The sequence below is a fragment of the Actinoplanes missouriensis 431 genome (assembly GCF_000284295.1).
GTDB classification, from domain to species: Bacteria; Actinomycetota; Actinomycetes; order Mycobacteriales; family Micromonosporaceae; genus Actinoplanes; species Actinoplanes missouriensis.
This window is the reverse complement of the sequence record NC_017093.1, coordinates 6,206,304-6,232,403: the sequence shown is the minus strand read 5'-3', so window position 1 is coordinate 6,232,403 and position 26,100 is coordinate 6,206,304. Positions and strand designations below refer to the sequence as shown.

General features: G+C 72.2%; 24 protein-coding genes and 1 pseudogene. 7 read left to right on the top strand and 18 right to left on the bottom strand.

The window, feature by feature from the left end; genetic code table 11:
• The first annotated feature begins 7 nt into the window (after nucleotides 1–7).
• The 4 genes from AMIS_RS28655 (at nucleotide 8) to fdhA (ending at nucleotide 3,342) form a co-directional block, all read left to right on the top strand.
• On the top strand, nucleotides 8–484 hold the full coding sequence (locus AMIS_RS28655) for a hypothetical protein (protein ID WP_014445930.1): 477 nt from the start codon (nucleotides 8–10) through the stop codon (nucleotides 482–484).
• A 503-nt stretch (nucleotides 485–987) separates the two neighbouring features.
• The gene (locus AMIS_RS28650; RefSeq protein WP_014445929.1) at nucleotides 988–1,188 is read left to right on the top strand and encodes a hypothetical protein; all 201 of its coding nucleotides are present in this window, start codon (nucleotides 988–990) and stop codon (nucleotides 1,186–1,188) included.
• The gene (locus AMIS_RS28645; protein WP_014445928.1) at nucleotides 1,185–1,907 is read left to right on the top strand and encodes a hypothetical protein; all 723 of its coding nucleotides are present in this window, start codon (nucleotides 1,185–1,187) and stop codon (nucleotides 1,905–1,907) included. Before AMIS_RS28650 ends, AMIS_RS28645 begins: the two co-directional genes overlap by 4 nt.
• A 196-nt stretch (nucleotides 1,908–2,103) precedes the next feature.
• On the top strand, nucleotides 2,104–3,342 hold the full coding sequence (gene fdhA / locus AMIS_RS28640) for a formaldehyde dehydrogenase, glutathione-independent (RefSeq protein WP_041830123.1): 1,239 nt from the start codon (nucleotides 2,104–2,106) through the stop codon (nucleotides 3,340–3,342).
• Nucleotides 3,343–3,510: 168 nt separating this feature from the next.
• Here the strand turns inward: fdhA and AMIS_RS28635 are convergent, their stop codons facing one another.
• The 11 genes from AMIS_RS28635 to AMIS_RS28585 all read right to left on the bottom strand — a co-directional run bounded on the left by AMIS_RS28635 (nucleotide 3,511) and on the right by AMIS_RS28585 (nucleotide 16,280).
• Nucleotides 3,511–4,302, bottom strand: coding sequence for an intradiol ring-cleavage dioxygenase (locus tag AMIS_RS28635; RefSeq protein ID WP_014445926.1), 792 nt, complete (start codon nucleotides 4,300–4,302; stop codon nucleotides 3,511–3,513).
• Nucleotides 4,303–4,448: 146 nt separating this feature from the next.
• Nucleotides 4,449–5,477, bottom strand: coding sequence for a hypothetical protein (locus tag AMIS_RS28630; protein ID WP_014445925.1), 1,029 nt, complete (start codon nucleotides 5,475–5,477; stop codon nucleotides 4,449–4,451).
• A gap of 39 nt (nucleotides 5,478–5,516) precedes the next feature.
• Nucleotides 5,517–6,722: an FAD-dependent monooxygenase gene (locus AMIS_RS28625; RefSeq protein ID WP_014445924.1), complete on the bottom strand. Its 1,206-nt coding sequence runs from the start codon at nucleotides 6,720–6,722 to the stop codon at nucleotides 5,517–5,519.
• Nucleotides 6,723–6,731: 9 nt separating this feature from the next.
• Nucleotides 6,732–7,754: a GNAT family N-acetyltransferase gene (locus tag AMIS_RS28620; RefSeq protein ID WP_014445923.1), complete on the bottom strand. Its 1,023-nt coding sequence runs from the start codon at nucleotides 7,752–7,754 to the stop codon at nucleotides 6,732–6,734.
• A 19-nt stretch (nucleotides 7,755–7,773) separates the two neighbouring features.
• A complete protein-coding gene (locus AMIS_RS28615) occupies nucleotides 7,774–8,919 on the bottom strand; it encodes a hypothetical protein (RefSeq protein ID WP_014445922.1) in 1,146 nt (381 codons plus the stop codon).
• Nucleotides 8,916–10,142 carry an O-antigen ligase family protein gene (locus AMIS_RS28610; RefSeq protein ID WP_014445921.1) on the bottom strand — a complete coding sequence of 409 codons (1,227 nt, stop codon included), beginning with the start codon at nucleotides 10,140–10,142 and terminating at the stop codon, nucleotides 8,916–8,918. The genes AMIS_RS28615 and AMIS_RS28610 overlap by 4 nt, the downstream gene beginning before the upstream one ends.
• Complete coding sequence (locus tag AMIS_RS28605; protein WP_014445920.1) at nucleotides 10,139–11,392, bottom strand: lipopolysaccharide biosynthesis protein; 1,254 nt, start codon at nucleotides 11,390–11,392, stop codon at nucleotides 10,139–10,141. The genes AMIS_RS28610 and AMIS_RS28605 overlap by 4 nt, the downstream gene beginning before the upstream one ends.
• The gene (locus tag AMIS_RS28600) at nucleotides 11,385–12,980 is read right to left on the bottom strand and encodes a polysaccharide biosynthesis tyrosine autokinase (RefSeq protein ID WP_014445919.1); all 1,596 of its coding nucleotides are present in this window, start codon (nucleotides 12,978–12,980) and stop codon (nucleotides 11,385–11,387) included. Before AMIS_RS28600 ends, AMIS_RS28605 begins: the two co-directional genes overlap by 8 nt.
• Nucleotides 12,981–12,994: 14 nt before the next feature.
• Nucleotides 12,995–14,401 (bottom strand): glycosyltransferase family 4 protein, encoded by a 1,407-nt coding sequence (locus tag AMIS_RS28595; RefSeq protein ID WP_014445918.1) that lies wholly within the window; start codon nucleotides 14,399–14,401, stop codon nucleotides 12,995–12,997.
• A gap of 6 nt (nucleotides 14,402–14,407) precedes the next feature.
• Complete coding sequence (locus AMIS_RS28590) at nucleotides 14,408–15,517, bottom strand: aminotransferase class I/II-fold pyridoxal phosphate-dependent enzyme (protein ID WP_014445917.1); 1,110 nt, start codon at nucleotides 15,515–15,517, stop codon at nucleotides 14,408–14,410.
• A complete protein-coding gene (locus tag AMIS_RS28585; protein WP_014445916.1) occupies nucleotides 15,510–16,280 on the bottom strand; it encodes a polysaccharide deacetylase family protein in 771 nt (256 codons plus the stop codon). Before AMIS_RS28585 ends, AMIS_RS28590 begins: the two co-directional genes overlap by 8 nt.
• Before the next feature lie 226 nt (nucleotides 16,281–16,506).
• Here AMIS_RS28585 and AMIS_RS28580 point away from each other — a divergent pair, with 226 nt between their 5' ends.
• A complete protein-coding gene (locus tag AMIS_RS28580) occupies nucleotides 16,507–17,523 on the top strand; it encodes a lipid II:glycine glycyltransferase FemX (protein ID WP_014445915.1) in 1,017 nt (338 codons plus the stop codon).
• Nucleotides 17,524–17,713: 190 nt separating this feature from the next.
• Here AMIS_RS28580 and AMIS_RS28575 read toward each other — a convergent pair.
• The 4 genes and pseudogenes from AMIS_RS28575 to AMIS_RS28560 form a co-directional block, all read right to left on the bottom strand.
• A pseudogene (locus AMIS_RS28575) lies at nucleotides 17,714–18,391 on the bottom strand (NADPH-dependent F420 reductase); the annotation flags it as partial.
• 64 nt (nucleotides 18,392–18,455) lie between these two features.
• Nucleotides 18,456–18,962, bottom strand: coding sequence for a pyruvoyl-dependent arginine decarboxylase (locus AMIS_RS28570; protein WP_014445913.1), 507 nt, complete (start codon nucleotides 18,960–18,962; stop codon nucleotides 18,456–18,458).
• Nucleotides 18,963–18,968: 6 nt separating this feature from the next.
• Entirely contained in the window at nucleotides 18,969–20,219 is a 1,251-nt protein-coding gene (locus AMIS_RS28565; protein ID WP_014445912.1) for an MFS transporter, read from the bottom strand.
• A 27-nt stretch (nucleotides 20,220–20,246) separates the two neighbouring features.
• Nucleotides 20,247–22,088 (bottom strand): YncE family protein, encoded by a 1,842-nt coding sequence (locus AMIS_RS28560; RefSeq protein ID WP_041830122.1) that lies wholly within the window; start codon nucleotides 22,086–22,088, stop codon nucleotides 20,247–20,249.
• An 81-nt stretch (nucleotides 22,089–22,169) separates the two neighbouring features.
• Here AMIS_RS28560 and AMIS_RS28555 point away from each other — a divergent pair, with 81 nt between their 5' ends.
• The gene (locus AMIS_RS28555; protein WP_014445910.1) at nucleotides 22,170–22,403 is read left to right on the top strand and encodes a zinc ribbon domain-containing protein; all 234 of its coding nucleotides are present in this window, start codon (nucleotides 22,170–22,172) and stop codon (nucleotides 22,401–22,403) included.
• Nucleotides 22,404–22,424: 21 nt separating this feature from the next.
• On the opposite strand, the gene AMIS_RS43760 is transcribed toward AMIS_RS28555, so the two are convergent.
• The gene (locus AMIS_RS43760; protein ID WP_014445909.1) at nucleotides 22,425–22,994 is read right to left on the bottom strand and encodes an ATP-binding protein; all 570 of its coding nucleotides are present in this window, start codon (nucleotides 22,992–22,994) and stop codon (nucleotides 22,425–22,427) included.
• Nucleotides 22,995–23,126: 132 nt separating this feature from the next.
• On the opposite strand from AMIS_RS43760, the gene AMIS_RS28545 reads away from it, so the two are divergent.
• Nucleotides 23,127–23,693, top strand: coding sequence for a hemerythrin domain-containing protein (locus tag AMIS_RS28545; RefSeq protein ID WP_014445908.1), 567 nt, complete (start codon nucleotides 23,127–23,129; stop codon nucleotides 23,691–23,693).
• Between the two features lie 16 nt (nucleotides 23,694–23,709).
• On the opposite strand, the gene glpK is transcribed toward AMIS_RS28545, so the two are convergent.
• Together glpK and AMIS_RS28535 are read right to left on the bottom strand one after the other, a co-directional pair.
• Nucleotides 23,710–25,203 carry a glycerol kinase GlpK gene (gene glpK / locus AMIS_RS28540; protein WP_014445907.1) on the bottom strand — a complete coding sequence of 498 codons (1,494 nt, stop codon included), beginning with the start codon at nucleotides 25,201–25,203 and terminating at the stop codon, nucleotides 23,710–23,712.
• Nucleotides 25,204–25,221: 18 nt separating this feature from the next.
• Complete coding sequence (locus AMIS_RS28535) at nucleotides 25,222–25,980, bottom strand: IclR family transcriptional regulator (RefSeq protein ID WP_014445906.1); 759 nt, start codon at nucleotides 25,978–25,980, stop codon at nucleotides 25,222–25,224.
• Between the last annotated feature and the right edge of the window lie 120 nt (nucleotides 25,981–26,100).

Sequence of the window (26,100 nt, the reverse complement as noted above, 5' to 3'; positions counted from 1 at the left end):
TGAGCTCGTGGAACTGCACTGGTGGTCGATCGAGGTGCTGGACGGGCCGCAGCAGTCGGCGGCGCGGTGGCAGGACTCCTGCGGGACGGCACTCGTCGAGGCGGCCGTCGCGCACGGGGCCTACGAATGGAGCTGGGTCCGGCAGTCGTGGGGCGTGGTGTTCGAGATCGGGTTCCGGGCTGAGGGCCGGTGGGAGTCGTATCGGCGGCTGGCGGTGGTGGGGGCGGCGCTGGACGCGGTTCCTGATCCGGTGAACGGGTTGCTGATCTATCCCGGGCGTGGGGGGAGCTCGGGGCGGGTGCAGCCGAGGCGTCCGCGGCCGGTTTCCGGGGCCGGGGCGGTGGCGGTTCCCGTGGGGGAGGAAGGGGTGAGCCGGCGCCTGTGGGCGCGGCCTGGGTCGCTGATCACGGTGTGCCCTGGCCTGAGTCGCTGCTCACCGTGTGCTCTGGTCCGGGGCGCCGCCCGGTGCCGCGAGGTCAAGTGATCGCGCGTGTGGGCGACCCGGTTCGCGTGATCAACGCTGTCGTCCGGCTGGTCCGGCTGGCTTCCAGTGCTGTCTGAGACGCTGCTGCCAGCACTGGAAGCCAGCTCATCTCGCCCGGCTGGTCACCAGTGCTGCCCTGCGCCCGTTTTGTCCGCGCTGAGAGCCAGCCGGCCTCGCCGTTTCCACGATCGGCGAACCCGAGGACCGCAAGAGGCAACCGAGCACGCACCCGGACCGGCCGCGCACCGGCCGCGCCGTTCATACCGCCGTTCGCGCCGTTGACGCCGGTCAGGCGGCCCGGTTCGGGGCGGAAGCAGGCGCTCGATCTTCCACGCTAATGCCGCTTGACCTCTTAACTTCGCGCCCCGGAGATACCGCTGACCCCCTTCAAGCTAGGTTCCTAGGATGCCCCAGCGAGGCGTGTCGGTTACTGGCCTGCGCCGAACGGCGGCGTCCACACTGGCGTAGACCTCAGGGAGAGACTCCTCCCGGGAGGCGGCATCATGGCTTTCTACGGCAACCCCGCCGAGCTCGACCGGCTAGCTGCCGGTCCGCGCGACAACGCGGCCGGGCTCTGCGACAACGCGGCCTGGACCCGCGACAACACGGCCTGGAGCTGCGACAACGTGGCCTGGACCCGCGACAACGTGGCCTGGACCCGCGACAACGCGGGCCGGTTCCTGAGCCGGCCGGGTGCGTTGTGACCGCCCGGCGGCTCGTGCTGACTCAGGGGGAGATGGCCGCGCTCGTCGAGTTCGCGGAGGTGACCCTCCCACCGGGGCTGGTCCCGCAGGACGCCGTGCCGAAGGCGGAGCGGCAGTGGTCGCCCGAGGAGGAGCAGGCTCTCGCCGTCAACCTGGCCGTCCTGGCCCGTCCGGTCGCCGCCGTGCGGATCGAGACCGCGGTGCCGAGCCGGGTGCTGCGGGGCCTGTTCAGCGTTGCCGGGAGTCTGGGGGCGAGCCTGTTCACCCTGGCCGGCGAGACCGTGGAGCTGTCCCTCTTCAATGCGGCCGATCTGGGCGGGGAGCTGCTCCGGGCCGTACCCGAACCGGGGGGCGGCGACCCCGTGCGGGCCGGCCTCGGCCCGGAGCGGCCGTTGCGGGGCACGGTGGATCTCGCGGACCTGGAGTGGCAGCCGTGGATGCCGCCGCGGGACCGCGGTCTCGCGGAGCGGGCCCGCGCGCAGACCCGGGGCAGCGTCTCCGCGCTGATCACCGGCCGGAACGCCGACGGCAGTGTCCTCGCCGGTCAGGTGGCCTGGCTGCTGACCGGCAGCAGATGGACCGGGCTGCGACCCGTGCCCGCCGGGAACGAGCGGGTCGACAGGGTGCGCCTGGAGCCGGTGGACCGTGCCGACTTCCCGTCCTGGGTGGCGCCGCACCTGACCGCTGTCCTGGAGGCCGGCGGGCGGCCGGTCAGGTAGCCGGCCCCGGCGGGGACGCGACGACCACGCGATCTCGGCGCCGGCCCGGCCACTTCGGGTTCCCGGTCGGCCGGCCCGCCCGGCGAGCACATCCGCCCACGGGCGTATGCGCGATCCGCAACTACTGACGGTTCTGTTCCGGTCACGCATCGAGAAGCATGGCGGTGACAGCGACGTAACCAACTGGAGGCGCACCATGTCAGGCAACAGAGCGGTTGTCTACCAGGGTCCCGGCCGGGTCGAGGTCTGCGACGTCGACTACCCGAGCTACGAGGTGAAGGACGGCCCCGGCGTCAACAAGATGAACGTCGGGCGCAGGACACCCCACGGCGCGATCCTCAAGACGGTCGCCAGCAACATCTGCGGCAGCGACCAGCACATGGTCCGCGGGCGCACCACCGCGCCGGAGGGCCTGGTGCTCGGCCACGAGATCACCGGCGAGGTGATCGACGTCGGGCCGGACGTCGAGTTCATCCGGGTCGGCGACGTGGTCTCGGTGCCGTTCAACATCTCCTGCGGCAGGTGCCGCAACTGCAAGGAACGCAAGACCGGCGTCTGTCTCAACGTGAACCCGGACCGGCCCGGCTCGGCGTACGGCTACGTCGACATGGGCGGCTGGGTCGGCGGTCAGGCGGCGTACGTGATGGTTCCCTACGCCGACTGGAACCTGCTCCGCTTCCCGGACCGCGACCAGGCCCTGGAGAAGGCCCTGGACCTGGCGATGCTCAGCGACATCTTCCCGACCGGGTACCACGGTTGTGTGAGCGCGGGCGTGACGACCGGGTCGACGGTCTACATCGCTGGCGCCGGTCCGGTCGGTCTGGCCGCTGCGACCTCGGCGTTCCTGCTCGGCGCGGCGGTCGTCATCGTCGGTGACCTCAACGACGAGCGGCTCGCGCAGGCCCGCAGTTTCGGCTGCGAGACGATCAACGTGGCGCAGGGTGATCCGACCGAGCAGGTGCAGCAGATCCTCGGCCGTTCCGCGCCGGCGATCGGTCAGCCGCTCGTGGACGCCGCGGTGGACGCCGTCGGTTTCGAGGCCCGGGGCCACGGCCGCGACTCCGGCACCGAGATGCCCGCCACCGTGCTGAACTCGCTGATGGACCTGACCCGCGCGGGCGGCGCGATCGGCGTGCCCGGCCTCTACGTCACCGGTGATCCGGGCGGCGTCGACGAGGCCGCCAAGGTCGGCTCGCTCTCCCTGCGACTCGGCCTCGGCTGGGCGAAATCGCACTCCTTCGTGACCGGTCAGTGCCCGGTCATGAAGTACAACCACGGGCTGATGATGGCGATCCTGCACGACCGGGTGCAGATCGCGAAGAACGTCAACGCCACACCGATCCCGATGGACGACGCCCCGCGGGGTTACCAGGACTTCGACCAGGGCGCGGCGCGCAAATACGTGCTCGACCCGCACGGCGTCCTGCGCCGCTAGATTCCCCTTTCCGGGTACGGGGTGACGGCCGCACCCACAAGCAGTAACCCCGTCCCGGGCCTGACACCGCGGCCGTCTGCCCGCTCCGGGCCGTTACGCGCGTCTCGCTACGGGTGCGTGGTGCCGGTCGCGCCGCTTTGCCGGGGCACGACCGGCACCACCGGGCGGCTAGACCGTGATCGTCAGGTTCGCCACGTAACCGGCCGAGACCGACCCGGTCACGGACGCCATCTGGGTGGCCGCCAGGTCGTCACCGAACACCATGTCCCGGGCCAGCGTGATCCGGCTCAGGTTGGTGACGCTCTGGGCGTACCCGGTGGCCGACCGGTAGACGGTCTGCGAGACGTCCTGCGGCAGCGCGATCTGTGAGGTCTTGCGGATCGGGCCGGCGCCGCTCGTCGCGTGCGCGAGCGACGCGTACACCTCGAAGTGGATGTGCGGCCACCGCCCGGCGTAGCAGCCGGGGTAGATGCTGGTGAACGTCACCGTGCCGGCCGCGTTCGTGACCTGGATGCCGCGCAGGTAGTTCTCCCGGGTCACGCCGGTGGAGTAGAGCGAGTACCGGCCGGCCCGGTCGCAGTGCCAGGCGTAGATCGCGGCACCCGCGGTGGGTGTGCACGCCGCGTTCAGCACGGTCAGCGAGAACTGCAGCGGCACACCCGGCGCGACGGTGGTGGACGTGCCGAACGACGGGCGGATGTCGCTGCGCACGATGCCGGAGAGCACCCGCACGTCCGGCCCGTTCGAGCCGTCGGCGGGGTACGGCCCGGCGGTCTCCGAGTCGACCTCGGCGGCGCACGCCGCGGCGGCCGCCTCCGAGGTGGCGCCGGTCAGCAGCGGCGCGCTGAGCAGCGCGGCGCCGCCGACCGTGGCGAGCATCCGCCGCCGGGACATGACGGGCAGGTCGTAGGTCAGGCCCTTGTCGTGCACCTCGCGCACGAAGGCCTCGTTGTCCTGCATGGGACTTCTCCCTTCTGCCGTGGGGGAGACAGCAGAAAAGCATCGAAGTCTATGAATGACCTGTGGTTGATCTCGGTCCTGCCACACCGCTTGGGTCATAGCCGGTCCGGCGGGCCCGGCCGGCCACGGCGGGGTGGCGGAACCGGTCAGCGGTACGGGGGGAACCGGCCGGCCAGGGACTCACGCGTCGGCGGGCCGGCCAGTTTCTCGTACGCGATCGGATCGGTGATCACCCGCCAGGTGTGGAAGTCCTGGCGCAGGGACCCGAACGCCGCCTTGTACCGGAACAGCGAGTCGTCCGATCCGCCCAGCCCGCCGCCGATGTGGAAGACCCGGTTGCCGTGCTCGCGGCCCCACAGGCGCACCTCGTGGTAGAGCAGCTTGTCCGCCCACCAGATATCGCCGTCCCGGGTGGACTGCAGATGAGTGTGCATGATGCCGCCCTGTGCCGCGGAGGAGTGCGAGAAGAACAGGTTGCCGCCGAGCACCTCCCCGTCGCGCACCGCGGTCGCCAGGTGCAGGGCGCTGCCGAGCGCCTCCCGCAGCCGGTGGAAGTGGTCACGCTCGAAGAAGTAGAACGCGGTGGCGCCGACCCGCCGCATCGTCGCGTGGTAGGTCGAGATCCACGCGTCCAGGTAGGACCAGTCGTCGAAGACGATCTCCACACCGGCCCGCCGTGACTTGTTGATCTGGTTGCGGTGGGTGCGGTGCGTCTCGCTCCAGATCCGGTCGGCCGGCAGGGTCAGGTCGATCGCGACCGTCTCGCCGTGCCGCACCACCGTGCCGACCCGGTCCAGGGCGACGGCCGGCGCCGGCAGCAGCGGGTGCAGCCGGACGAACGCGGTGATCGCGTCGTGGCAGCGCAGCAGCTCCACCATGGCCGTCGCGGCGCGCGCCCAGAACGCCGTGTTCGTGGCCGGCACGTCGCTGATCGGGCCGGGATATCCGTACGGGGAGACCGCGTCCCGCAGCCCGGTCTCCGGGATGGTCCGCAGCACCAGCGGGACGAGCAGCACATGGCCGGCCTCGTCGTACCGGAACGCGGCGGGCGTGCCCCCGGCCAGCTGCGCGTCGAGCGCGACGTAACCGGGCAGGTGGTACACGTCGTGGCGGGTCCGGGCGAGCGCGTCCGCCCATGCCGTGTCGCCGGGTTCCAGCAGGGCGCCTTCGGCCATCGGTCGTCCCTTCAGTCGTGCCCGCCCGAGCGGGGCCGCTCAGGCGGTGTTGGCGAGGATCGGGGGGCGGCGGCGGGCCCGGGTCCACCGGCGGACGGCCAGGGTCCGCCGCAGCAGGGTGCGCGGGATCGGGCTCTGCGTCGACATGTGCAAGAGGTAGCGCCACGCCGGGTACTCGCCGCGGCGGTTCGACAGCGCGTAGGAGAACCGCTTCGCGGGCAGGTCCGCGTACTCGGGGAGGCGCTCGAACCAGGCGCTGCTGGCCCGCGCCGCCTTCTGCAGCGGCGCGAGGGCTGCCTTGCGGCGGTGCTCGTAGCGTTCCAGGGCCACCGGTAAAGGATCGCCGGAGGCGACCGCGTCCGCCAGGGCCATCGCGTCCTGCATCGCCAGTTTCGTCCCCGAGCCGATCGCGAAGTGCGTGGTGTGTGCCGCGTCGCCCATCAGCACGACGTTGCCGTGGTCCCAGCGCTGCGCGGTCACCCGGCGGAAGTTCAGCCAGCCGGTGCCGCCCACCTCGGCCCGGTGGTCGATCAGCTTCTGCCCGCCGAGATGCTTTCCGAAGATCTGCCGCAGCTTCTCCGCACCGGCGTGCGCGTCGAGCGTGTCGAAACCGAGCGCCGCCCACGTCGAAGGCTGGCACTCCACGATGAACGTGCTGGTCGTGTCGTCGAAGGGGTACGCGTGGTACCAGATCCAACCCGCTGACGTCTTCTCGAAGCCGAACGTGAACGTGTCGAAGACGTGCGGGGTGCCCAGCCAGATGTACTTGTTGCGGGCGACCTCCACCTCGGCGCCGAAGTGCCCGGCGTGCTCGTCGCGGATCCGGCTGCGGGCGCCGTCGCAGGCCACCACCAGGTCGGCCGGCGGCAGCGCCGCGAGGTCGCTGAGCTCGTCGGAATAGCTGATCCGCACGCCGAGTTCCTCGGCGCGTTCGGCGAGGATCTCCAGGAGACGGTGCCGGCCCAGGCTGAACCCGTACCCGGCGAGGTGGGTGTCGGGTTTGCCGGTGGCCCGGACCTCGTACTCGTCCCACTTGCGGGCCGACTCCCAGATCCGCTCGGCGCTCACCGGGTCGTAGCGGAACAGGTCGTCCAGCAGGTCGTCCCAGAAGACCACGCCCCAGCCCCAGGTCACGCCGGCCGGGTTGCGCTCCAGCACGGTGATCTCGTGGCCCGGGTCGGCGAGTTTCGCGAGGACCGCGAAGTACAGGCCGGCGGGTCCGCCACCGACGCAGGTGATCCGCATGGCGAGCTCCTAACGGTAGGCGGGGAACATGGCGGTCAGGTCGTCCGGGTCGGCGTCCGGCCGGTGCTCGCGGACCAGCGCGCGATACGCGGCCGGGTCGGCGACCACCCGCCAGGTGTGGAACGGGTGCCGGCGGGGCGAGAACCCGGCCTTGTAGGAGAAGAGCGAGTCGTTCGCCCCGCCCTTGCCGCCGCCGAGGTGGAACACCTCGTCACCACGGCTCTTGCACCAGCGCCGCACCTCGTCGTAGAGCATCTCGTCGGCGTACCGTTTCGGGGCCCGCCGGGTCGACGAGACGTAACCGGTGGCGATCCCGTCGTACTCGAAGAAGGTGTTCCCCCCGACCACCTCGTCGTCCTCCAGGGCGACCGCCAGGTGCATCCGGTCGCCGACCGCGTCGTGCAGCGCCGCCAGGTGCTCCCGGGTGAAGAAGTAGTAGTCGGTCGCGCCGACCCGGCGCATGTTGTCGTGGTAGACCTCGACCCACTCGCCGAGCCGGTCCCAGTCGTCGAAGACCACCCGGGTGCCGGCCCGTTTCGCCCGGTTGATGTGGTTGCGGTGGTCGCTGCGGGTCTGCGACCACATCTCCTCCAGGCTCACGGTGAGGTCCATCGACACCGTCTCGCCGTGGTGCACCATCGCCCCGGCCTGCCGCATCGCCGGCACCGGGCGGCCGAGCAGCGGGTGCATCCGGACGAACGCGGAGACGATACCGCCGGCGCGCATCGTCGCCACGAACGCCGCGCAGGCGTGCTCCCAGAACGCGGCGTCGGCGGGGTCCGCGTCGCTGACCGGCCCCGGATAGCCGTACGGCGAGATCGCGTCCCGCAGCTCCGAGCCCGGTATCGACCGCACGATCAGCGGGATCAGCAGCCGCCGGCCGTCCCGCTCGAACCAGAACGCGGCCGGCGCGCCGCCGTAGAGCCGGGCGTCGAGGACGACGTACTCCGGCACGTGGTACATGTCGTGCCCGACGTGCTGGAGGGTCTCCTTCCACTCCCGGGCCGATGGCTCCAGCAGGCATGCCGTCATGGGTGTCTCCTTCCGCGCCTCAGCCCCGCAGCAAGCGGGCGTTGAGCGCCATGTTCGCGGCGAACTGGTCGTTCACCACCTGGTGTTTCTCCAGCCGCAGCTGCACGGCCGGGTCGTAGCGGCCGAGTTTCACGAAGCCGTCGGCGAACCAGCCGTTGTCGGATCCGGTGCCGTCCACGTAGGCGGCGTAGGTGGTCCGGCCGAGCGGCCAGACGACCTTGGTGAGCAGGGCGCCGAACGCCGCCATGTCCGCGTCGGTCCAGGAGGCGCCGCGATCACGAGCCTCCACCACGTACGCGATGACGCCGTTGCCGTGCCCCACGTCCTGACCGGGCCGTTTCGCCGACTCCCAGACGTCGCTCCAGAAGTACGCCGTCGGCTCGGCCGGGTTGCGGCGCAGCTGCCCGCGCAGCCGGGTCGCGATCGTGTTCGTCACGGTGGTGTAGCGGTCCTTGCGCCCGGCGTCGGCGGTCAGCCGGGACAGGTTGAGCGCGATCAGGGCCCAGTGCGCGGCCATGTGCGTGCGCTCCCGGTAGATGGTGTCCTCGGCGCCCCGGCTGTCCCACTTCTCGAAGACGTCCACCTCGGCGAAGGCGAGCAGACGGTCGTACCGCGCGCGGTACCCGGCGTCGCCGTGCACGCCCGGGTTGTCGCGCATCGCCACGAGCAGCGACGTCGCGTACCGCCAGAAGTAGCTCTCGTAGAGCGGGACCTCGTCGTCGCCCTCCTCGGCCGCCTTCCAGCCCCGGTAGCGGTCCTTGAACCCGCTCTTCGGCAGCGACGAGGACGGTTTCGCCGACGCCACCACGTTCTCCGTGAAGGTCAGCGCCCGGTCCAGGTAACGGCGCTGGTCGGTGGCCCGGAACATCGCCACGCAGGAGTCCACGTCGTACGACAGGTCGTAGTGGTCGCGGCTGTCGGCGGAGCGGCTCAGCGGCAGGCCGTGCCGGTACTGGAAGTCCCAGCTCTTGCCGAAGACGGCCGCCCAGTGCGACACCGGCTTCACCTTCAGCCGGTCCTGCGGGGACGGCGCGGCGCCGGGCATCGGATCGCGGATCTCCGGCACGTCGGGGTCGCGCACCGCGGTGTGCGCCGCCGCGGTGCCCGCCACCGCGAGGGCGCCGGCGCTCAGCAGCAGCAGGTTGCGCCTGCTCAACGGTTTCATCGGGACACCGGCTCTCGTTCTGTCATGGCCGGTACAACGGCGCCGGGCGTGATCCCGGCGCGGGGCAGGGCGGCCGCCGCGGCCAGCGCCGCGAAGATCCAGGCGAGCCGGGAGTCGTAGTAATCGCCGGAGAAGAGGCTGCTGAGCGCCACGAAGACGGCCGCCGCCACGCAGAGGCCGGTCATCTGCGGGCGGGCGCCGCCGCCGTGGACCAGCCGGGTCCAGAGCACGATCGAGGTGGTCATCAGGCCCAGGCCGAGCAGGCCTCCCTCGGCCGCGACCCCGAGCACGTAGTTGTGCGGGTACTCGACCATCTGGTTCACCCCGATCGCGCCGTAGAAGCCGTCCAGGCCGGCCCCGGCGACCGGGTGGTCCAGGAAGAGGTTCCAGGCGGCGGCCCAGATCGACGTCCGGTCCGACAGGTACTGCTCCTGGACGGTCTGCTCGACGAAGCGCTCCTGGAACAGACTGGTGAACTCGGGCGGGGCGAACGCCCACAGCCCGGCGACCACCGCGGTGAGCAGCACGCCGGCCGCGGCCACCACGCCCGGCCGCAGCCGGCGGCGCAGCTTGAGCAGCGCGTAGGCGCCGACCGCCAGGCCGGCCAGCAGGCCGGCCCGGGAACCGGAGAGCACCGCGGCGAGCAGGAACAGCGGCGTCACCAGCAGTGGCAGGATCCGGCCGGTGAACATGTGCAGCGCCACCGCGCTGATCACGCCGAGGATCTGGATCCGGACGAAGACGTTCGGGCCGCCGCCGAACGCGGAGTACCGGCCCTGCTCGCCCGGCCCGCTGATCAGCAGCGCCTGCAGAGCGAAGATGATCGCGGCGGCGAACATCAGCCGGAACGTCGTGCGGATGACAGGTTCCGGATCGCTCACGGCGTACCCGTAGAAGGCAAGGACCAGCACGCCGAGAAGGACCAGGTCGAGGGTTTGCGGGCCGATCCGCGAAGCGGCCGGCGCCCAGAGCGCCGAGCCGATCTGGAAGAGGAAGAAGAGGATCGCCGCGAGCAGCCAGCCCTCGCGCTTGTCCGGCCCCACCCCGAGGGCCGGCCGGCGGGAGAGGTCGACGGCGAGCAGGACCAGCGCGATGATCAGCCCGATCACCCGCAGATCCACCCAGGCCAGCTCCAGGAAACCGGCCCGGTCCAGGGTGTACCGGCCACCGATCGTCACCAGGACCAGCACGAGTCCCGGTGCTCCGAAGGCGCGCTCGGTCATCTCTTGACGACCACCGTGGCCGCCAGCGAGAAGATCAGGCAGGCGCCGTAGCCGAGCAGCGAGCCGTAGGCCGCGCCCAGGATGCCGATCTTGGGGATGAGCAGCACGTAGGCCGCGAAACTGACCGCGAAACCGGCGATCTCCGCGGTCGAGACCAGGCCGCCGTACCCCTTCGAGATCAGCAGGCCGAGGCTCACCCGGGAGACGCCGTAGAGGCCGGCCGCCACCACCAGCGGCAGCACGATCTGCTTGGCCGGCGCGTAGTGGTGGCCGAAGACCGGCTCGATCAGCAGGTAGAGCCCGCCGGCCACCAGCGGCACCACCACCAGCACGTACGCGGCGGCGGCCAGGACTATCGGTTTGGCCCGCAAGGTCCCTTCCCGGTACGCGGCACGCCAGCGCCCGAGACGCGAGTCCGCGTACGCGCGCAACGGCCACGCCAGCAGCTCGGTCATCGTGGCGACCGAGGCGTACAGACCCAGTGCCGCCGTCGACGCGAGCGCCGGGATGACCAGCCGGTCCACCCGCAGCATCGCCATGTTCGACAGGGCTGCCGGGAAGAGCGCCAGACCCTCCCGCCGGACCAGCCGGTTCTGCTCCGGCGAGATCGGGGCGGCGGTCTCGTCGACCGGCAGCCGCAGCCAGATCACCACGTAGACGAGGGTCGGCGCGGCACCCGCCACCAGATACGCGATGAACCAGGTCTCCGGGTGGCCCGCGCCCGCCGTGTAGAGGCCTATCAGGCCGGTGAGCAGCAGCAACGCCTCGATGACCCGGCACAGCAGGAAGTCGCGGACCCGGCCGGCCGCGATCGCGATCGACCGGGTGGCCAGCCCGGCCGCCTCGATCAGCGCGTACCAGGCGAGCATCCCGATGATCAGCGGGCCGGGGCTGAGCCGGTGCGGTGCGACCAGCGCGTAGATCACCGCGGCACCGAGGAAGAGCGCGGCCGGCACGGCGAACAACCGGGCGTACGCGCGGACCGCCGGGCCCGCGGCGACGTTGTGGTACGCGGCCACGAAGCTGCGCTCGGTTCCGAGCAGCAGCACCTGGGTGGCGAGGTACACCACCTGCAGCATCAGCGCCACCTCGCCGCGGTGGGTGGGGGTGAGCGAGCGGACCATCAGGACGTTCGCGGCGAGCGCGACCACGCCGGTGAGCACCTGGGACGCGAGGAGCTGGACGTACGGCTCCCGCAGCATCCCGAGGAGCCAGGTGCTCTCCCGCTGGCGTACCCGGACCTCACTCATCCGGGCGGTCGCTCTCCGGGGTGTCCAGCTCCGGCTCGCGCTGGGCGGGCACCTCGACCTCGGCCGGCGTGACGACCCTCGCCGAGCCGCGCACCACGTCCTGGCCCTCCGCGTCCGGGGCGTCTCTTTCCGGGGCACCCGTCTCCGGGGCGTCCGAGATCGCGGCCGTCTCCACCCGGGCCCGGCCGCGGGCGGTGCCGACCGGCGGCAGCGAGACGAACGTGTCCTCCATCCGGTGCCCGTCCGGGATCAGCCCGATGCTGTCCAGGCCGGGCTGCACCTCGGCCACCACCTCGTGCCAGTCCTTGCCGGTCGGCAGCTTGCGGGGCAGCGCGTTGAGCACCGCGCCGGCCATCCGGGCGCCGACCCGGCGCAGCAGGTCCAGTGACTTCTCCACGTCGGCCGTCCGGGTCCGGCCGGCCCGGACCACCAGCAGGGCGCTGTCGGTGACCCGGCTCAGCACCACGGCGTCGGCCACCCCGTGCAGGGCGGGTGAGTCGACGAGCACCACGTCGAACCGCTCGGTGAGGGTACGGACCGTGGCGCCGAGCCGCGGCGACGCGAGGATCTCGCCCGGATCCGGCGCGTTCTCACCGGACGGCAGCACGGTCACCCGGCCGCCGAGCGAGCTCTGCAGCACGTCCGGCACCCGGGCGTCGCCGGTCAGCACCTCGGCCAGCCCGCGGGAGCTCTCCAGATCGAGGTAGCGGCCCAGCCCGGGAGTCCGCAGGTTGGCGTCGACCACCGCGACCCGGGCGCCGGTCTCGGCCATCGCTATCGCCAGCCCGCAGGTGACGGCGGTGGTGCCCTCCCGGCGGCTGGTGCCGGTGAGCAGCACCGACCGTCCCCGGTCCGGCCCGCGCACGTCCGGCGGCTCCGACAGTTCCGGCAGCAGGCTGCGCAGCCGCCGGAACGCCTCGGCGAGGTCCTGGTCCGGGTCGCCGGACCGGCGGTTCCCGATCGCGATCGTCCCGACCGTGCCCAGGCCGAGCCGGCGCAGGTCGTCCTCCTCGGCGACCGTCCGTGCGGTGGCCTCCCGGATCGCCACCGCGGCCGCGCCGATCAGCAGGCCCAGCACCGCCGCGAAACCGGCGTTGCGGCCCAGGCTGCCCGGCTGCTCGGCGGTCACCGCGTCCTGCACGATCGAGATGGCCGGGGCCGGCCCGTCGTCACTCGGCGTGCCGATCTGCCGGGTGACGCTGACCAGCACCGACGCGGCCGTCGTGACGATCTCCCGGCTCTGTTCCGGGTCCGGCGCGGTCGCCGAGATGACCAGCAGGTCGGTGCCCTCGCGGACCTGGGCGGCGAGGCTGCGCTGCACCTGGTCGGCGGTCACGTCCGGGCCGAGCCGGTCGACCACGCCCTGCGCCACGCGCGGGCCGGTGAGCAGGGCGATGTACGAGTTGAGCCGCCGTGCGTCCGCGTCCGGATCACCGTTCCCGCCGGTCACGAAGACGACCATCGAGGAGGTGTAGGCGGGCGGGCCGGCCAGCGAGAGGCCGGTCGCCACGGTGACGGCGACCAGCACCGGCACCAGCAGCCACAGCCATCGGCGCCGGCAGGCCCGGACGTACGCACGCAGTTCCACGTTTCCCCCGCTCGTCAGTTCGCTGGTGCGGATCGCTCGGTGGCCGTCTGCGCGGGCCGCTCGCCGGCTTGTCGCGGGGGCCGCCCGGTGGCCGGTCCGGCGGGTCGGTCTGCCTGCGGCCGGGCGGGTCGGTCTGCCTGCGGCCGGGCGGGTCGGTCTGCCTGCGGCCGGGCGGGTCGCTGTGCCTGCGGCCGGGCGGGTCGCTCTGCCTGCGGCCGGGCGGATCGCTCGAGGACCGCTGCGAAGTCGGCGAAGAGCAGGTCCCGGGAGAAGCGCTCGACCGCGAGCCGGTGCGCGGCCTCCCGTGCCTGTTTCAGCCACAGCTCGTCGCGCAGGTGCTGGACCAGCAGGGATGCCGCCGCGTCGGTGTCCTCCGGGTCGAGCACCAGGCCGGCGCCGGTCTCCCGGATCAGGTCGGCCTGCCAGCCGCCGTAGTTGACGGCGATCGGCCGGGACGCCGCGAGCGCGTCGAAGAACTTGTTGGCCGAGTTGTCCCAGAGTCCCCGGATCGGCCGGACGAAGCTGGACGACATGGTCGCCGCCCCGAGGATCACCGGGAGCTCGGACTTCGGCACCTTCTCCCACATGAAGACGGTCTCCTGCAGGAGACCGCTGCGCGCCGCGAGATCTTTCGTCGGCTCCCACTCCTTACCGTGCCCGACGATCAGCACCCGGATTTCCGGGTCCAGCTCGCGCATCCGGGCGGCGGCCTTGACCAGGTACTCCACGCCGTTCACCGCGCCCAGCGCGCCGGTGTAGACGATCAGGGGCCGGTCGCCGAGCCAGTCGTGGCGCGCCCGGAACCGCGCGACCTCGTCGGCGTCCACGGCGAAGAGGTCGATGTCGGCGGCGTTCGGGATCACCGTGGTGCGGGTCCGGGGCCGCCGGGCCGTCACCCCGGCGGCCATGCCGGGGGAGAGGGCGATGACCTCGGCGGCGTTGCGGTAGGCGAAGTTCGCCAGGGCGCCGGCCAGGCCGCGGGCCACCGGGTTGCGCAGCGCGCCCATCTCGATCGGCACCTCGGGCCACAGGTCGCGGACCTCGAAGACGAACGGCGCCCGGCGCAGCTTCGCGGCGATCACCCCGGGCACGGCGACGGTCAGCGGGGTGCTCGTCGCGAAGACCAGATCGGCTTTCAGTCGGGCGGCTTTCGCCGCCGCGAGCACCATGAACTCGGCGAAGGCGCGCAGCCGCCGGGCATAGGACATGTTGTTCGAGTACGGGACGCGGAACCAGTGCACGCGGATCCCGTCGTCGTCGGTGACCCGCCAGCCCAGCTCCCGCTCGCCCGGGGTGATGTCGGTGGTGATCACGTCGACCGTGTGCCCCCGGGCGACGAGACGGCGGGCCTGCTCGTAGGAGCGGATGCCCCCGGCCATCCCGGGATTGCAGTAGTACTGGTGGATGTAGACGATGTGCATCGCGGGTCAGCCCCTCTGCTGCGCGGTTCGGACGGCGGTGACCACGCGCTCCCGGTCGCGGCCGGTCAGGGCGGAGCCGCTGGGCAGGCAGAGCCCGCGGCGGAACAGGTCGGCGCTGACGTGCCCGCCGCGCATCACGCAGTCCCGGAAGACCGGTTGCAGGTGCATCGGCTTCCACGCCGGGCGGGCCTCGATGTCGTGCCGGGCCAGCTCGGCGATGATCTCGTCGCGCTGGTCCGTGAGCACGCAGGTGAGCCAGTAGTTCGGTTCGCCGTACGCCGCGATCGGCATGAACTCCAGGTCCGGCAGCTCGCGCTGGTAGAAGCGGAACGTCTCCCGGCGAGCGGCGATCATCTGCGGGAGCCGCTGGAGCTGGCCCCGGCCGACCGCGGCGAGCAGGTTGCTGAGCCGGTAGTTGTAGCCGACCGTGCGGTGCTCGTAGTGCGGCACCGGCTCGCGGGCCTGGGTGGACAGGTGCCGGGCCTGCGTGGCGACGCGGCCGTCGTCGGTCACCAGCATCCCGCCGCCGCCGGTGGTGATGATCTTGTTGCCGTTGAACGACAGCACCCCGGCCAGCCCGAACGCGCCGGCGGGACGGCCCCGGTAGGTGGCGCCCAGTGCCTCCGCGGCGTCTTCGATCAGGGGTACGCCGTACCTGTCGCAGGCGGTCAGCAGCGGCTCGTAGTCGGCGCACTGCCCGTACATGTCGACGGCGATCACGGCCCGGGGGAGCTGGCCCCGCTCGGCCCGGGCGCGCAGCTCCTCGGCGATCAGCTCGGGATCCACGTTCCAGCTGTCCGGCGTCGAGTCCACGAAGACCGGGCGGGCGCCCAGGTAGAGCACCGCGTTCGCGGTGGCGGCGAACGTGAACGACGGGACCAGCACGGTGTCGCCCCGGCGCACCCCGGCGGCGATCAGGGCCAGGTGCAGCGCCGCCGTGCCGCTGCTGAGCGCGACCGCGTGCCGCACGCCGACCAGCGCCGCGGCCTGCTCCTCGAAGGCGTCCAGGTCGGGGCCGACCGGCGCCACCCAGTTCGAGTCGAACGCGTTGAGCAGCAGCTTGCGTTCCAGGTCGCTGACGTCCGGCGGGGAGAGGTAGATGCGCGCGTCAGTCATGGACCCGGGTCCTCACCGCCATGATCGGCCAGGCCGGGTGCAGGCCCTGACGCCGGATCCACATCGGTGAGTCGCCGCGATGCATCGCCGGGCGCAGCGTGGTGGCGAAGCTGCGGTAGCCCGCCTCCCGGGCGACCCGCACGTCCCGCTCACGGAAATCCACGGCGGGATGACCGTACGGCGCGGCGAAGTCCCGTACCTCGACGCCGAGCTCGTCCTCGATCTCCCGTTTCGACTCGACGATCTCCCGGGCGGCCTCCTCGTCGTCCTGGTCGGCGAGCCGGTGGTGGGTCACCGTGTGCGAGCCGAACCGGAAGCCGGCCGCCACCAGCTGCCGGCAGTCGTCCCAGGTGAGGTTGCCGGGCTGCCCGACCAGCCCGGAGGTCAGGAAGAACATCGCCGGCACCTTCATCTCCAGCAGGATCGGCGCTGCCACGTCGCGCCAGCTGCGGTGCGCGTCGTCGAAGGAGAGGCAGAACATCGGGCCGGTCAGTGGCTTGTCCCCGGCCAGCACGCGCAGCGCCTCGTCCCAGGAGAGCATCGGGCCGATCCGCTGCAGGGTGCGCAGGTGGCGGCGCAGGTCGGCGCCGTACTCCGGGAGCACGTCGTGGTAGAAGGGGAAGTAGAGACCGGGGGTGCTGGGCAGGCGGCGCAGCAGGCCGGCGGGGGCGAGGATCCGGCCCTGCGTGCGAGGCCGTGCCCGCAGCCGGCTGCGCAGCCCGAGCTCGTTCAGGCGTTTCTTCAGCGCGGTGGGCGGATGCATGGTCCCCCTTTGATCTCGACCACGAAGGGCCACGGCGCGCCTTGCGCCCCGCGGCTCTCACCCACGATGGCAAATGCGTACGATCCACGGCAGTAGCAATTGTCATAAGGAACGTGAGTATTACTCACGTCGATTGATAAATGGTCCGAACGGGTCATTGTGGAATGACGCCGGCGGTGGGCACCATCCCACCGCGGCGTCTATTTCGATCGGGGATACCGAACACATGCTTCGACTGCGACGGATGGACCCGGATGCGGCGCTCTGGCGCGACCGGGCGGGCTACCACGATCGACTGATCTTCCACACTCCCGAGTGGCTGGCGTTCGTCGCCGAGTGCCAGGGCGCCGAGCCGGTGCTGGCCACCCTGCACGACGGCGACACCCCGGTCGGTCACTTCACCGGGCTGATCACCAGGAAGTACGGCCTGCGGATCCTGGGCAGCCCGATGGCCGGCTGGACCACGTCGTACGTCGGGTTCAACCTGCTCCCGGAGGTGTCCCGCCGGGCCGCCCTGGAAGCGCTGATGCCGTTCGCCTTCGGCGAGCTCGGCTGCGCGCATCTGGAGATCCGCGACCGCGGCCTCACCGAGGCGGATCTCGGCGGCCTCGGGCTGCGCTGGGACGCCGCGCCGACCGCGGTGATCGACGTGAATCCGGACGAGGACGCGCTCTTCGGCGCGATGGCCAGCGCGTGCCGGCGCAACATCCGCAAGGCCGCGAAGTCCGGCGTCACCGTCGAGGAGGTGCACGGCGATCCCGCATTCGCCGACGAATTCTACGATCAATTGCGGGACGTTTTCGCGAAGCAGAATCTGGTGCCCACCTATTCGGTGGAAAGAGTTAAGTCGTTGATCCGTCACCTGGAACCGGCGGGCCGCATCCTGCTGCTCCGAGCCCGTGATCCCGAAGGGCGCAGCATCGCCACCGCGGTCCTGCCGTGGTACCACCGGGCGATGTACTTCTGGGGTGGCGCCAGCTACCGGGAGCACCAGCACCTGCGGCCCAACGAGACGCTGATCTGGCATGCGCTGCGCTGGGCGAAGCAGCAGGGTGTGACCGAGTTCGACTTCGTGGGCGGGAACGCGTACAAGGCGAAGTACGGCACCACGGAGGTCCCGGTCCCGTGGGCGCGGCGCTCCCGGTCACCGCTGGTCGCCCGCCTGCGCGACGCGGCGAAGCAGGGGTTCGCCTTCAAGCAGCGAACAGCAGCCCGCCTGACCGGAGCCCGAGCCGACCAGTAACCACCCGGACCGCGTCCTGCGGAACCGCGCCGTGCCAGGGGCGGTGGTCGCGCGTGGGAAAGCGACCGCCGGGCGGCGGCACCACCCGCATAGGGGAAAGCGGCCGCGCGCCCGGTCCGCCGACCGGGCGCGCGGCCCTCGGCCTGCTACCCGAGCCGCCGCAAGGGTGTGCGCAAGCCTGTCATCACGTCTATCGGGAGCGCTTCGCCGCCGCCACGCGCTCGCGGATGTAGTCGGCGCTCGCGGTCGCGCCGGCCGGGTCGCCGTAGGGACCGTACGGCGTCACGTAGGCGGGCTCGTCCCGCTGGATGCGCCAGTTCTCGGCGAGCGGCCCGACGTCGACCGTGTCGTAGCCGATGCTGTCGAAGAAGCCGGTCACCGTCTTCTTCGCGGTCTCGTCGTCGCCGGCGATCGGCAGCGCGGACCGTTCCGGCGAGCCGGCCGGGCGGGCCAGGGAGCGCAGGTGCTCGTACCAGATGGTGTTGAAGCCCTTGACCACGAAGGCGTCGGCGAAGTGCTTCTGGAGCAGCTCACCGGTGGTCGTCGACCCGTTCTCCAGGTCGGGGAACTCGCCGTCGCGCTCGGGGTAGTAGTTGTTCGTGTCGATCAGGATCTTGCCGGCCAGCGGGGCCGCCGGGATGTCGCGGTACGCCTTCAGCGGCACCGTGACGACCACGATGTCGGCTGCCGCGGCCGCCTCGGCGACGGTTGCCGCGCGGGCACGCGGGCCGAGCTCGGCGACCAGGGAGGCGAGGGTGGAGGGACCGCGGGAGTTGCTGAGCACCACGTCGTGGCCGGCCGCGACCGCGAGACGTGCCACGGTGCTGCCGATGTTCCCGCTGCCGATGAGTCCGATCGTCGTCATGTCAGCGCGAACCTCCCGCGGTCCCGGGCGATTCCGGGAAGTGGAAAAGCCGTGATCGGAAGCACCCTCAGGAAGCGGCGCCGACCCAGGTCGCGGTCTCGTAGGGGGCGATCACCATGGCGCAGACCGGGTCGCTCTCGCAGACCACGCCGTGCACCACGAAGTCGGGGTCGGTGAAGCCCTCCTCGTGCCCGCGGATCAGGTCGCGGAGGCTGTTCTTGATCGCCTGGGTGACGTATCCCTCGCTGGTGCCCTCGTGCTCGACGAAGAGCCCGCCCTTGCCGTCGAGGCGCTGCACCCAGCCGATGCCGGCCCACGCCTGCTCGCCGGGGAGGGTCGCGTACTGGTCGGCGTAGACGCAGTACAGCTTGTCGCCCCACGCGCCGACCGGGACCGGGGCCTTACCGGTCGCGTCGACCGACGTGCCGGGCGGGATGACGCTGGAGAGCCGCACCAGGTTGTAGACGGCGAGGTCGGCCTGGACCAGCGCGTCGTGGAAGGCGGAGAGGGTGGTGGTGCCCTGACCGGTCACCTTGACGACGGGGATCTGGTCGTAAACCGCGGAGCTGCGCACGTTGTGCTACCGGCCTCTCGAGTCGAACTGACTGTCTCGCGAGTTCTTGTCGGCTGCCGGGCGCGGGACTGAAGTGTTCGGACCGATCAGAAATATCGGGGTCGCCAGGAGCAGCAGCCCGGCCGCCCCGATCGCGACCCGGGTGCCGGCCGCGGCGGCGAGCAGGCCCCAGAGCGCGGTCAGCGCCGCGACCGTCGTCTTGTCGGTGACGGTCCAGGCGGCGAGGACCCGGGCAACCCGGTCCTGCGGGGTCCGGTCGAGGCGCTCGGTCGACATCAGCGGGCTGAACACCGAGGCGCTGAGGATCAGCAGGAACTCGGCGACCATCACGGTCGCCAGCCCGGCGGGTCCGGTTGTGATCAGCGCGAGCGGCACCGACCAGCACACCCGCAGCACGCCGGCCACCCGCAGGACCCGGGTGCGGCCGTACCGCAGGGCCAGCGGCCGGGCCAGGCGGGAGCCGAGAAGACCACCGAGGCACGGTACGGCGAACGCCAGCCCGTACTGCCACGGCGGGAAGCCGAGCGTGCCCAGCATCAGCACCGCCAGCAGCGGGGCGGTCGCCATGATCAGCCCGTTGACCAGCACCGTGTTGAGGTAGAGCCGGCGCAGCGGCGGGTCGGCCAGCAGGTGGCGCCAGCCGGTCGCGAGGTCGGCCCGGCTGATCCGCCGGGCCGGGCGCGCGGGCGGCGGCGGCTCACGATCGCCGGCGCCGCGCAGGAACAGCGCCGAGACCAGGAAGCTCACCGCGTTGGCGGCGACCGTGAGCACCGGGCCGAAGAGCTTGATCGCGGCGCCGCCGAGCGGCGGGCCGAGCACGGTGGCGGTCCACGTGGTGGTCTCGAACCGGGCGTTCGCCTCCAGCAGGGCGTCCCGGGGGACGAGCCACTTCAGGAACGCCCCGGAGGCCGCCCGGAACGTGATGTCGGCGGTCACCGCCACCATCGACACCACGAGCAGCTGACCGAAAGTGAGCACGTGGAGGACGTAGGCGACGGGCACGCTCGCCATCGCGGCGAACCGCACCAGGTCGGCGCCGACCATCACCGGCCGTTTGCGGCGGAACTCCACCCACGGGCCGAGCGGGATCGCGGTCAGCGCGCCGACGGCGAGACCGGCCGCCGCGAGCAGGCTGACCTGGGCCGGGCCGGCGTCCAGGGCGAGGATCGCGATCAGTGAGAACGCGTCGAACGCCAGCCAGGTGCCGAGGGTGCTGACCGCGTACGCCGCCCACAGCCATCCGAAGCCACGCCCCATGCGACAGGAGCCTAGCGACACGTGAGATCAGCCGGGGGTCGCGATCACGACAGGCCCCGCCGGCAGGTCGAACACCCGGCCCGCCGTCCCGCTCACCGCGTCGACGGTGACCAGCGCCGACCGGTTGCCGGGCGCCCGGGTCAGCACGTAGGACGCGTCCCCGTCGGCGCGGTGCACGATCTCCCACGGCTGCGCGCCGACGGTGATCGGCGGGCCGGCCCGGTCGGTGGCGGTGTCGATCCAGCCGATCGCGGGGACGTCGGTGCTGCCGTAGGCGTACACCCGGCGGCCGCCCGGCGCGGCGCTGAGGCGCCACGCGTTGCCGACGCCGGGCAGCGGGATCTCGGCGCGCACCCGGCCGGTGGCCACGTCGACCGCGACCGCGGCGCCGGCGCCGAGCGCGTAGAGCGACCGCCCGTCCGGCGTGACGGCCATCGCGGTGATCCGGCGGGGCAGCGTGATCGGCGCCCGCATCGTGCCGGTGACCGTGTCGTAGGAGCTCAGCCGCCGGTCCGCCGCCACATAGAGCGTCCGCCCGTCCGGGGTCAGCGCGATCTCCCGCGAGCTCGGGTGCAGCGCGATCTGGCGGCGGGAGCCGGTGGCGGTCTCGACGATGCTCAGCCGGGCGTCCGCGCCCTTGCGGGCCGGCTCCAGCAGGTAGATCACGCCGTCCGGTCCGCCGGCCGGCTGACCGGCCCGCCGGCCCGCCGGGATGGGTGTGCCCGCGGTGCCGGTGGCGGTGTCGACCGGCACGATCATGGCCGGGCGGGCCGGGTCCGGCCAGGTAAGCACGTAGACGGTCCGGCTGTCGGCGGAGATCACCGTGCTGGTGGCGCCGGTCAGGTGGACGTGGTGGCGTACCCGGCGGGTCGCCGTGTCGATCAGCGTGACGCCGTCGATGTTGCCGGTCACCGCGGTCCGCCCGTCCGGCGTGAGCCGGAACCAGTCGGCCTCACTGGCCGGCAGCGGGGACGCCGGAGTGGTGCGGCCGGTCGCGGTGTCCAGCGTGATCAGCGTCCCGGCGTCGGGATCGAGCAGGTGCACGAGCGGCGCGGGCGCGGCGGTGGCGGCCACGAACCGGGCCCCGGCCGCCTCCGGTCCGCCGCGCGCCTGCACACCGGCGACCGCGGCGCCGAGCAGCGCGATCACCGCGGCGGCGGCCAGCAGGGTGCGGCGCCACCCGCTGCGCCGGCGATTGCGGGGGTACGCGCTGAGCGCCCCGTCCACCGCGGCGTTCTCCAATTCCCGGCGCGCCGACGTCGCCACCCCGAGCGTCTTCTGGATCTCCGCCGCCAGGGGCGCGCCCGGCTCGGTGTCGCCCACCACGTAGACCCCGGCGAGCTGCTCCGAGGTGAGACCCGCCCCGGAGACCGTGGTGAGCAGTTCGCCGACCACCCGGCGACGGCCCTCCGGGGTGTGCGGGACCAGCACGCTCGAGGGCTCGCCGACAACGGTGAAGCCGGACCGCGTACGCACGACGACCGCGACCTCCGCGACCGGGCCGCCCAGGGTGACCACCGCCGCGGCCCGCCGCCGCCGCAGGCCGGTGGCGACCGAGTGGGCCACCGCGACCGGACCGATCAGGAACGACGGACCGGACACCCCGGCGGCGGCCGTGGCGCGGGTCATCGCGGTCCGGTGCGCCTCCTCCCACCCCACCGGGTGGATCACCGTGAGCCGGCGCGGCACCGGCGGCCCGGCCTGCCGCAGCACCTCGGCGAGGAGCGCGGACAACTCGGCCGGCGTGCTGCCGGGCCGGATCGCGCTGTCTCGGTGGGAGAGCGCCGGAAGGCCGCTCGCGGTGTCGTCGTCGAGCGCCATCGTGATCCGCCCGGCACCGAACCGGATGACCAGGCTCGGTCCTGCCACGTCGCCCGCACCTCCCTCGCAGAGTCTTCGCCCGGGGTAACGGCGACTGAGGTCTGGCGGTGGTGGGTAACACTGAAAGCCATGTTCTTGTTGTTCGGAATCAGCTCGAAGGACCACATGGTCGGCACGCACCTGATGAACTGCGAGATCTGCGGGTGGCAGGCGCCGCAGCAGCTGTTGAAACGGACCACCCGGTTCACCCTGTTCTTCATCCCGCTCTTCCCGGTCAAGGCCGCGAAGTACTTCCTGGTGTGCGGGCACTGCCGGGGTTTCCGCGAGACCGACCCGCACCGGATGGGCCTGGCCGTGCACTGAGCCCGCCGGGCCGGGCCGCGCTCAGGGCAGGGGCAGCTCGAACCAGACCTGTTTGCCGCCGGCCGGGAGCATCGCGGTGCCCCAGCCGGCGGCCAGGCGCTCGACGATCAGCAGGCCGCGCCCGTTCTCGCTCTCCGGGCCGGGGGTCCGCGGCACCGGGAGACGGTTGCTCGGGTCGCTCACCGCGATGCGCAGCGCCCCGTCCGTGCGCAGCTCCACCACCACGTCCCCGACGGTGTGCTGGATCGCGTTGGTGATCAGCTCGCCGAGCATCAGCAGGGCGTCCTCGAGCAGCGCGGTGAGGTCCCAGGCGGCGAGCATGTCACTGGTGAACCGGCGGGCGGTGGACGCGCTGAGCGCCTCGCGCGGAACCGGCGGCGGACCAGCGGTCTCCGGCCACAGCTCCCGGTACCGGCCGCCGATCAGCTCGGCCCGGGTCCGGCCGGTCAGCCGGGCGCCCGCCTCGTTCACGTACCGCAGCTCGAAGTCGACGATCTCACCGGCGCCGCCGTCCGCCCGGACGGCCGTGGCCAGCGCCCAGCCCTGCGGATCGGCGTCCAGGGCGGCGAGCCACTCCACGGGGTCGGGCACCCCGCCATTCTGCGTGCCACCGCTGCGCCCGCGCCCGGAACTCACTCCTTCGATACGCGCATATTCGCCGCCCGGCCGGGTAGGCGGCAGAGCGTCCGCGCAGAGCGCGCGGCATGTCCCCCGGGAGGAACCATGACGAGCGCCCCGAGCACCGGTGACGTGATCGACGTCCTGATCGCCGACCACCGGGACGTCACCGCGCTGATCGGCAACATCAAGTCGGTGAAGGACCCGATGATCCGCCGCGATCTGACCGACACCGCGATCAGCGAGCTGGTCCGGCACGCGGTCGCCGAGGAGATGTACATCTACCCCGCGATGAAGGACCACCTGCCGGACGGCGACAAGGCCGTCGAGCACGACGTCGAGGAGCACAAGGAGCTCGAGGAGACGATGAAGCGCCTGGAGGACGTCGACGTCTCGTCGGCCGAGTTCGAGCAGGCGCTGGCCAAGCTCGAGGAGGTGCTCGCCGACCACGTGCGCGACGAGGAGGACGAGCAGTTCCCCGAGCTCCGCCGGCACGTGCCGGCGGAGAAGCTGGTGGAGCTCGCCGGCAAGGTGGAGACCGCGAAGAAGCTGGCGCCGACCCGGCCGCACCCGGGCGCGCCGAACGCCGAGCTCTTCCACAAGCTGGTCGGCCCCGGCGTCGGCCTGGTGGACCGGCTGCGCGACAAGCTGAGCGGCCGGGCCACCAAGTAACGGGCCACCACCCGGTTCAGGCGGGCTGGATCCAGTCGAAGGTGCGCTCCACCGCGCGGCGCCAGTTGGCGTACTCGGTGGCGCGCACCGCCGGATCCATGGCCGGCATCCACTGGCCGGCGATGTGCCAGTTGCTGCGCAGCCCGTCCAGGTCCGGCCAGTGACCGACGGCCAGCCCGGCCGCGTACGCGGCGCCCAGCGACACCGTCTCCACGGCCAGCGGCCGGACCAGCGGCACGTCCAGCACGTTCGCGATCATCTGCATGAGCAGGTTGTCGGCGGTCATCCCGCCGTCCACCTTGAGCGTGCGCAGGGCCAGCCCGGAGCTCGCGTTCATCGCGTCGACCACCTCGCGGGTCTGCCAGGCGGTCGCCTCCAGCACCGCGCGGGCCAGGTGTCCCTTGGTGATGTACGAGGTCAGGCCCACGATGACGCCGCGCGCCTCGCTGCGCCAGTACGGCGCGTAGAGCCCGGAGAACGCCGGGACGATGTAGCAGCCGCCGTTGTCGGCGACGGTTCGCGCCAGCGTCTCGATCTCCGGCGCGCTGGAGATCAGCTCCAGCTGGTCGCGGAACCACTGGACCAGCGAGCCGGTGATCGCTATCGAGCCCTCCAGGGCGTACGCGGCCGGTTCGCCGGCGATCTGGTAGGCGACCGTGGTGAGCAGCCCGTTCCGGGAGCGGACCAGCTCGGTGCCGGTGTTGAGCAGCAGGAAACTGCCGGTCCCGTACGTGCACTTGGCCTCGCCCGGGGTGAAGCAGGTCTGCCCGAACAGGGCCGCCTGCTGGTCGCCGAGCGCCGCTCCGATCCGTACCCCGGGGAAGGCCGCGGTGGCCGTGCCGAAGACGCCGACCGACGGCCGCACCTCGGGCAGCATGGCCGCCGGGATGCCGAAGAACGCGAGCGACTCAGGCGACCAGTCCAGCGTCCGCACGTCGAGCAGCATGGTCCGGCTCGCGTTGGTGACGTCGGTGACGTGCAGGCCGCCGGTGAGGTTCCAGATCAGCCAGGTCTCCATGGTTCCGCAGAGGACCTCGCTACGCTCGGCGCGTTCCCGCAGGCCCGGCGTGTGGTCCAGGATCCATTTCAGACGAGGACCGGAGAAGTACGTGGCCAGCGGCAGTCCCGCCCGCTCCTCGGTCTCCTTCGCCCCCGGCCGGGCGGCGAGCTCGTGGACCAGGCCGTCGGTGCGGGTGTCCTGCCAGATGATCGCCCGCCCGATCGGCACGCCGGTGACCGCGTCCCAGAGCACGGTGGTCTCCCGCTGGTTGGCGATGCCGAGGGCGGCCACCTGATCGAGGCCGATCCCGGCCCGGCGCAGCGCCCGCGGGGCGAGCCGTTCCACGTTGCGCCAGATCTCCGCGGCGTCGTGCTCCACCCAGCCGGGCCGGGGGAAGTACTGCTTGTGCTCCTGCTGGGCCAGCGAGACCAGCTGGCCGCGCCGGTCGAAGACGATGCAGCGGGTCGAGGTGGTGCCCTGGTCGATCGCGACCACGAATCGCTCGGTCATCGGGCGGCTCCCAGATCCCTATCGTGTGGCGCCCAGGTCGCGGGAGACCGCGCGGGCGGCGTCCCGGACGTAGGTGATCAGATGCGGGTGCGGGCGGTACCGGCTGTCGCAGAGCCGCTCGACCGGGCCGGATATCCCGATCGCGCCGACGACGAGTCCCCCGTACCCCCGGATCGGGGCCGCGATGGCCGCCTGGCCGAGCGTCATCTCCTCGATCTCCGCCGCCCACCCGGTCTCGCGGACGCCCTCCAGGGCGGATGTGAGGGCCCGGGGGTCGACGAGCGTCCGGCGGGTGAACGCCTCCAGGTCGGCGCGCGCCACCGCCCCACCGGCCCGGTACGCGAGCAGCACCTTCCCGAGGGCGGTGGCGTGCAGCGGCAGCAGCGTGCCGACGTCGAGCGTCTGAAACGTGTCGTCCGGCCGGAAGACGTGGTGCACGACCAGCACCTCGCCCTCCAGCACCGTGCCGATCCGCACCGATTCCCCGCTGCGCGCGGCGAGCGGATCCGCCCAGTTGATCGAGCGGGAGCGCAGCTCGTTGATGTCCAGGTAGCTGGTGCCGAGATGCAGCAGGGCGCCGCCGAGCTGATATTGACCGGAGTTGCGGTCCTGCTCGACGAAGCCGACAAGCTGCAGGGTGCGCAGGATGCCGTGGGTGGTGCCTTTCGCCAGGTCGAGGGTGCGGGCGATCTCGGAGAGCCCCAGCCGGCCGGGCCCGGTCGCGAGCGTCCGCAGGATCGCGGCCGCCCGTTCGATCGCCTGTACGGTTCCCGGCATGTTTCGGACTCTATGCCACCGCGCGACAACTCGCCGTGGTCGATTGTTCGACAATGCCGACCGGTGTTCATTGCCCCATCTCGATCCCGTTCCTAGCGTCCAGAGACATCGGAAGCAGGG

Excerpts from the sequence above, each read along its gene's own strand:
- AMIS_RS28590 (WP_014445917.1), bottom strand. The coding sequence starts at position 15,517 with ATGACTGACGCGCGCATCTACCTCTCCCCGCCGGACGTCAGCGACCTG.
- AMIS_RS28650 (WP_014445929.1), top strand. The coding sequence starts at position 988 with ATGGCTTTCTACGGCAACCCCGCCGAGCTCGACCGGCTAGCTGCCGGT.
- AMIS_RS28565 (WP_014445912.1), bottom strand. The coding sequence starts at position 20,219 with ATGGGGCGTGGCTTCGGATGGCTGTGGGCGGCGTACGCGGTCAGCACC.
- AMIS_RS28615 (WP_014445922.1), bottom strand. The coding sequence starts at position 8,919 with ATGAAACCGTTGAGCAGGCGCAACCTGCTGCTGCTGAGCGCCGGCGCC.
- AMIS_RS28545 (WP_014445908.1), top strand. The coding sequence starts at position 23,127 with ATGACGAGCGCCCCGAGCACCGGTGACGTGATCGACGTCCTGATCGCC.
- AMIS_RS28625 (WP_014445924.1), bottom strand. The coding sequence starts at position 6,722 with ATGCGGATCACCTGCGTCGGTGGCGGACCCGCCGGCCTGTACTTCGCG.
- AMIS_RS28630 (WP_014445925.1), bottom strand. The coding sequence starts at position 5,477 with ATGGCCGAAGGCGCCCTGCTGGAACCCGGCGACACGGCATGGGCGGAC.
- AMIS_RS28635 (WP_014445926.1), bottom strand. The coding sequence starts at position 4,302 with ATGCAGGACAACGAGGCCTTCGTGCGCGAGGTGCACGACAAGGGCCTG.
- AMIS_RS28610 (WP_014445921.1), bottom strand. The coding sequence starts at position 10,142 with ATGACCGAGCGCGCCTTCGGAGCACCGGGACTCGTGCTGGTCCTGGTG.
- glpK (WP_014445907.1), bottom strand. The coding sequence starts at position 25,203 with ATGACCGAGCGATTCGTGGTCGCGATCGACCAGGGCACCACCTCGACC.
- AMIS_RS28580 (WP_014445915.1), top strand. The coding sequence starts at position 16,507 with ATGCTTCGACTGCGACGGATGGACCCGGATGCGGCGCTCTGGCGCGAC.
- AMIS_RS28555 (WP_014445910.1), top strand. The coding sequence starts at position 22,170 with ATGTTCTTGTTGTTCGGAATCAGCTCGAAGGACCACATGGTCGGCACG.
- AMIS_RS28605 (WP_014445920.1), bottom strand. The coding sequence starts at position 11,392 with ATGAGTGAGGTCCGGGTACGCCAGCGGGAGAGCACCTGGCTCCTCGGG.
- AMIS_RS28595 (WP_014445918.1), bottom strand. The coding sequence starts at position 14,401 with ATGCACATCGTCTACATCCACCAGTACTACTGCAATCCCGGGATGGCC.
- fdhA (WP_041830123.1), top strand. The coding sequence starts at position 2,104 with ATGTCAGGCAACAGAGCGGTTGTCTACCAGGGTCCCGGCCGGGTCGAG.
- AMIS_RS28585 (WP_014445916.1), bottom strand. The coding sequence starts at position 16,280 with ATGCATCCGCCCACCGCGCTGAAGAAACGCCTGAACGAGCTCGGGCTG.
- AMIS_RS28620 (WP_014445923.1), bottom strand. The coding sequence starts at position 7,754 with ATGACGGCATGCCTGCTGGAGCCATCGGCCCGGGAGTGGAAGGAGACC.
- AMIS_RS28535 (WP_014445906.1), bottom strand. The coding sequence starts at position 25,980 with ATGCCGGGAACCGTACAGGCGATCGAACGGGCGGCCGCGATCCTGCGG.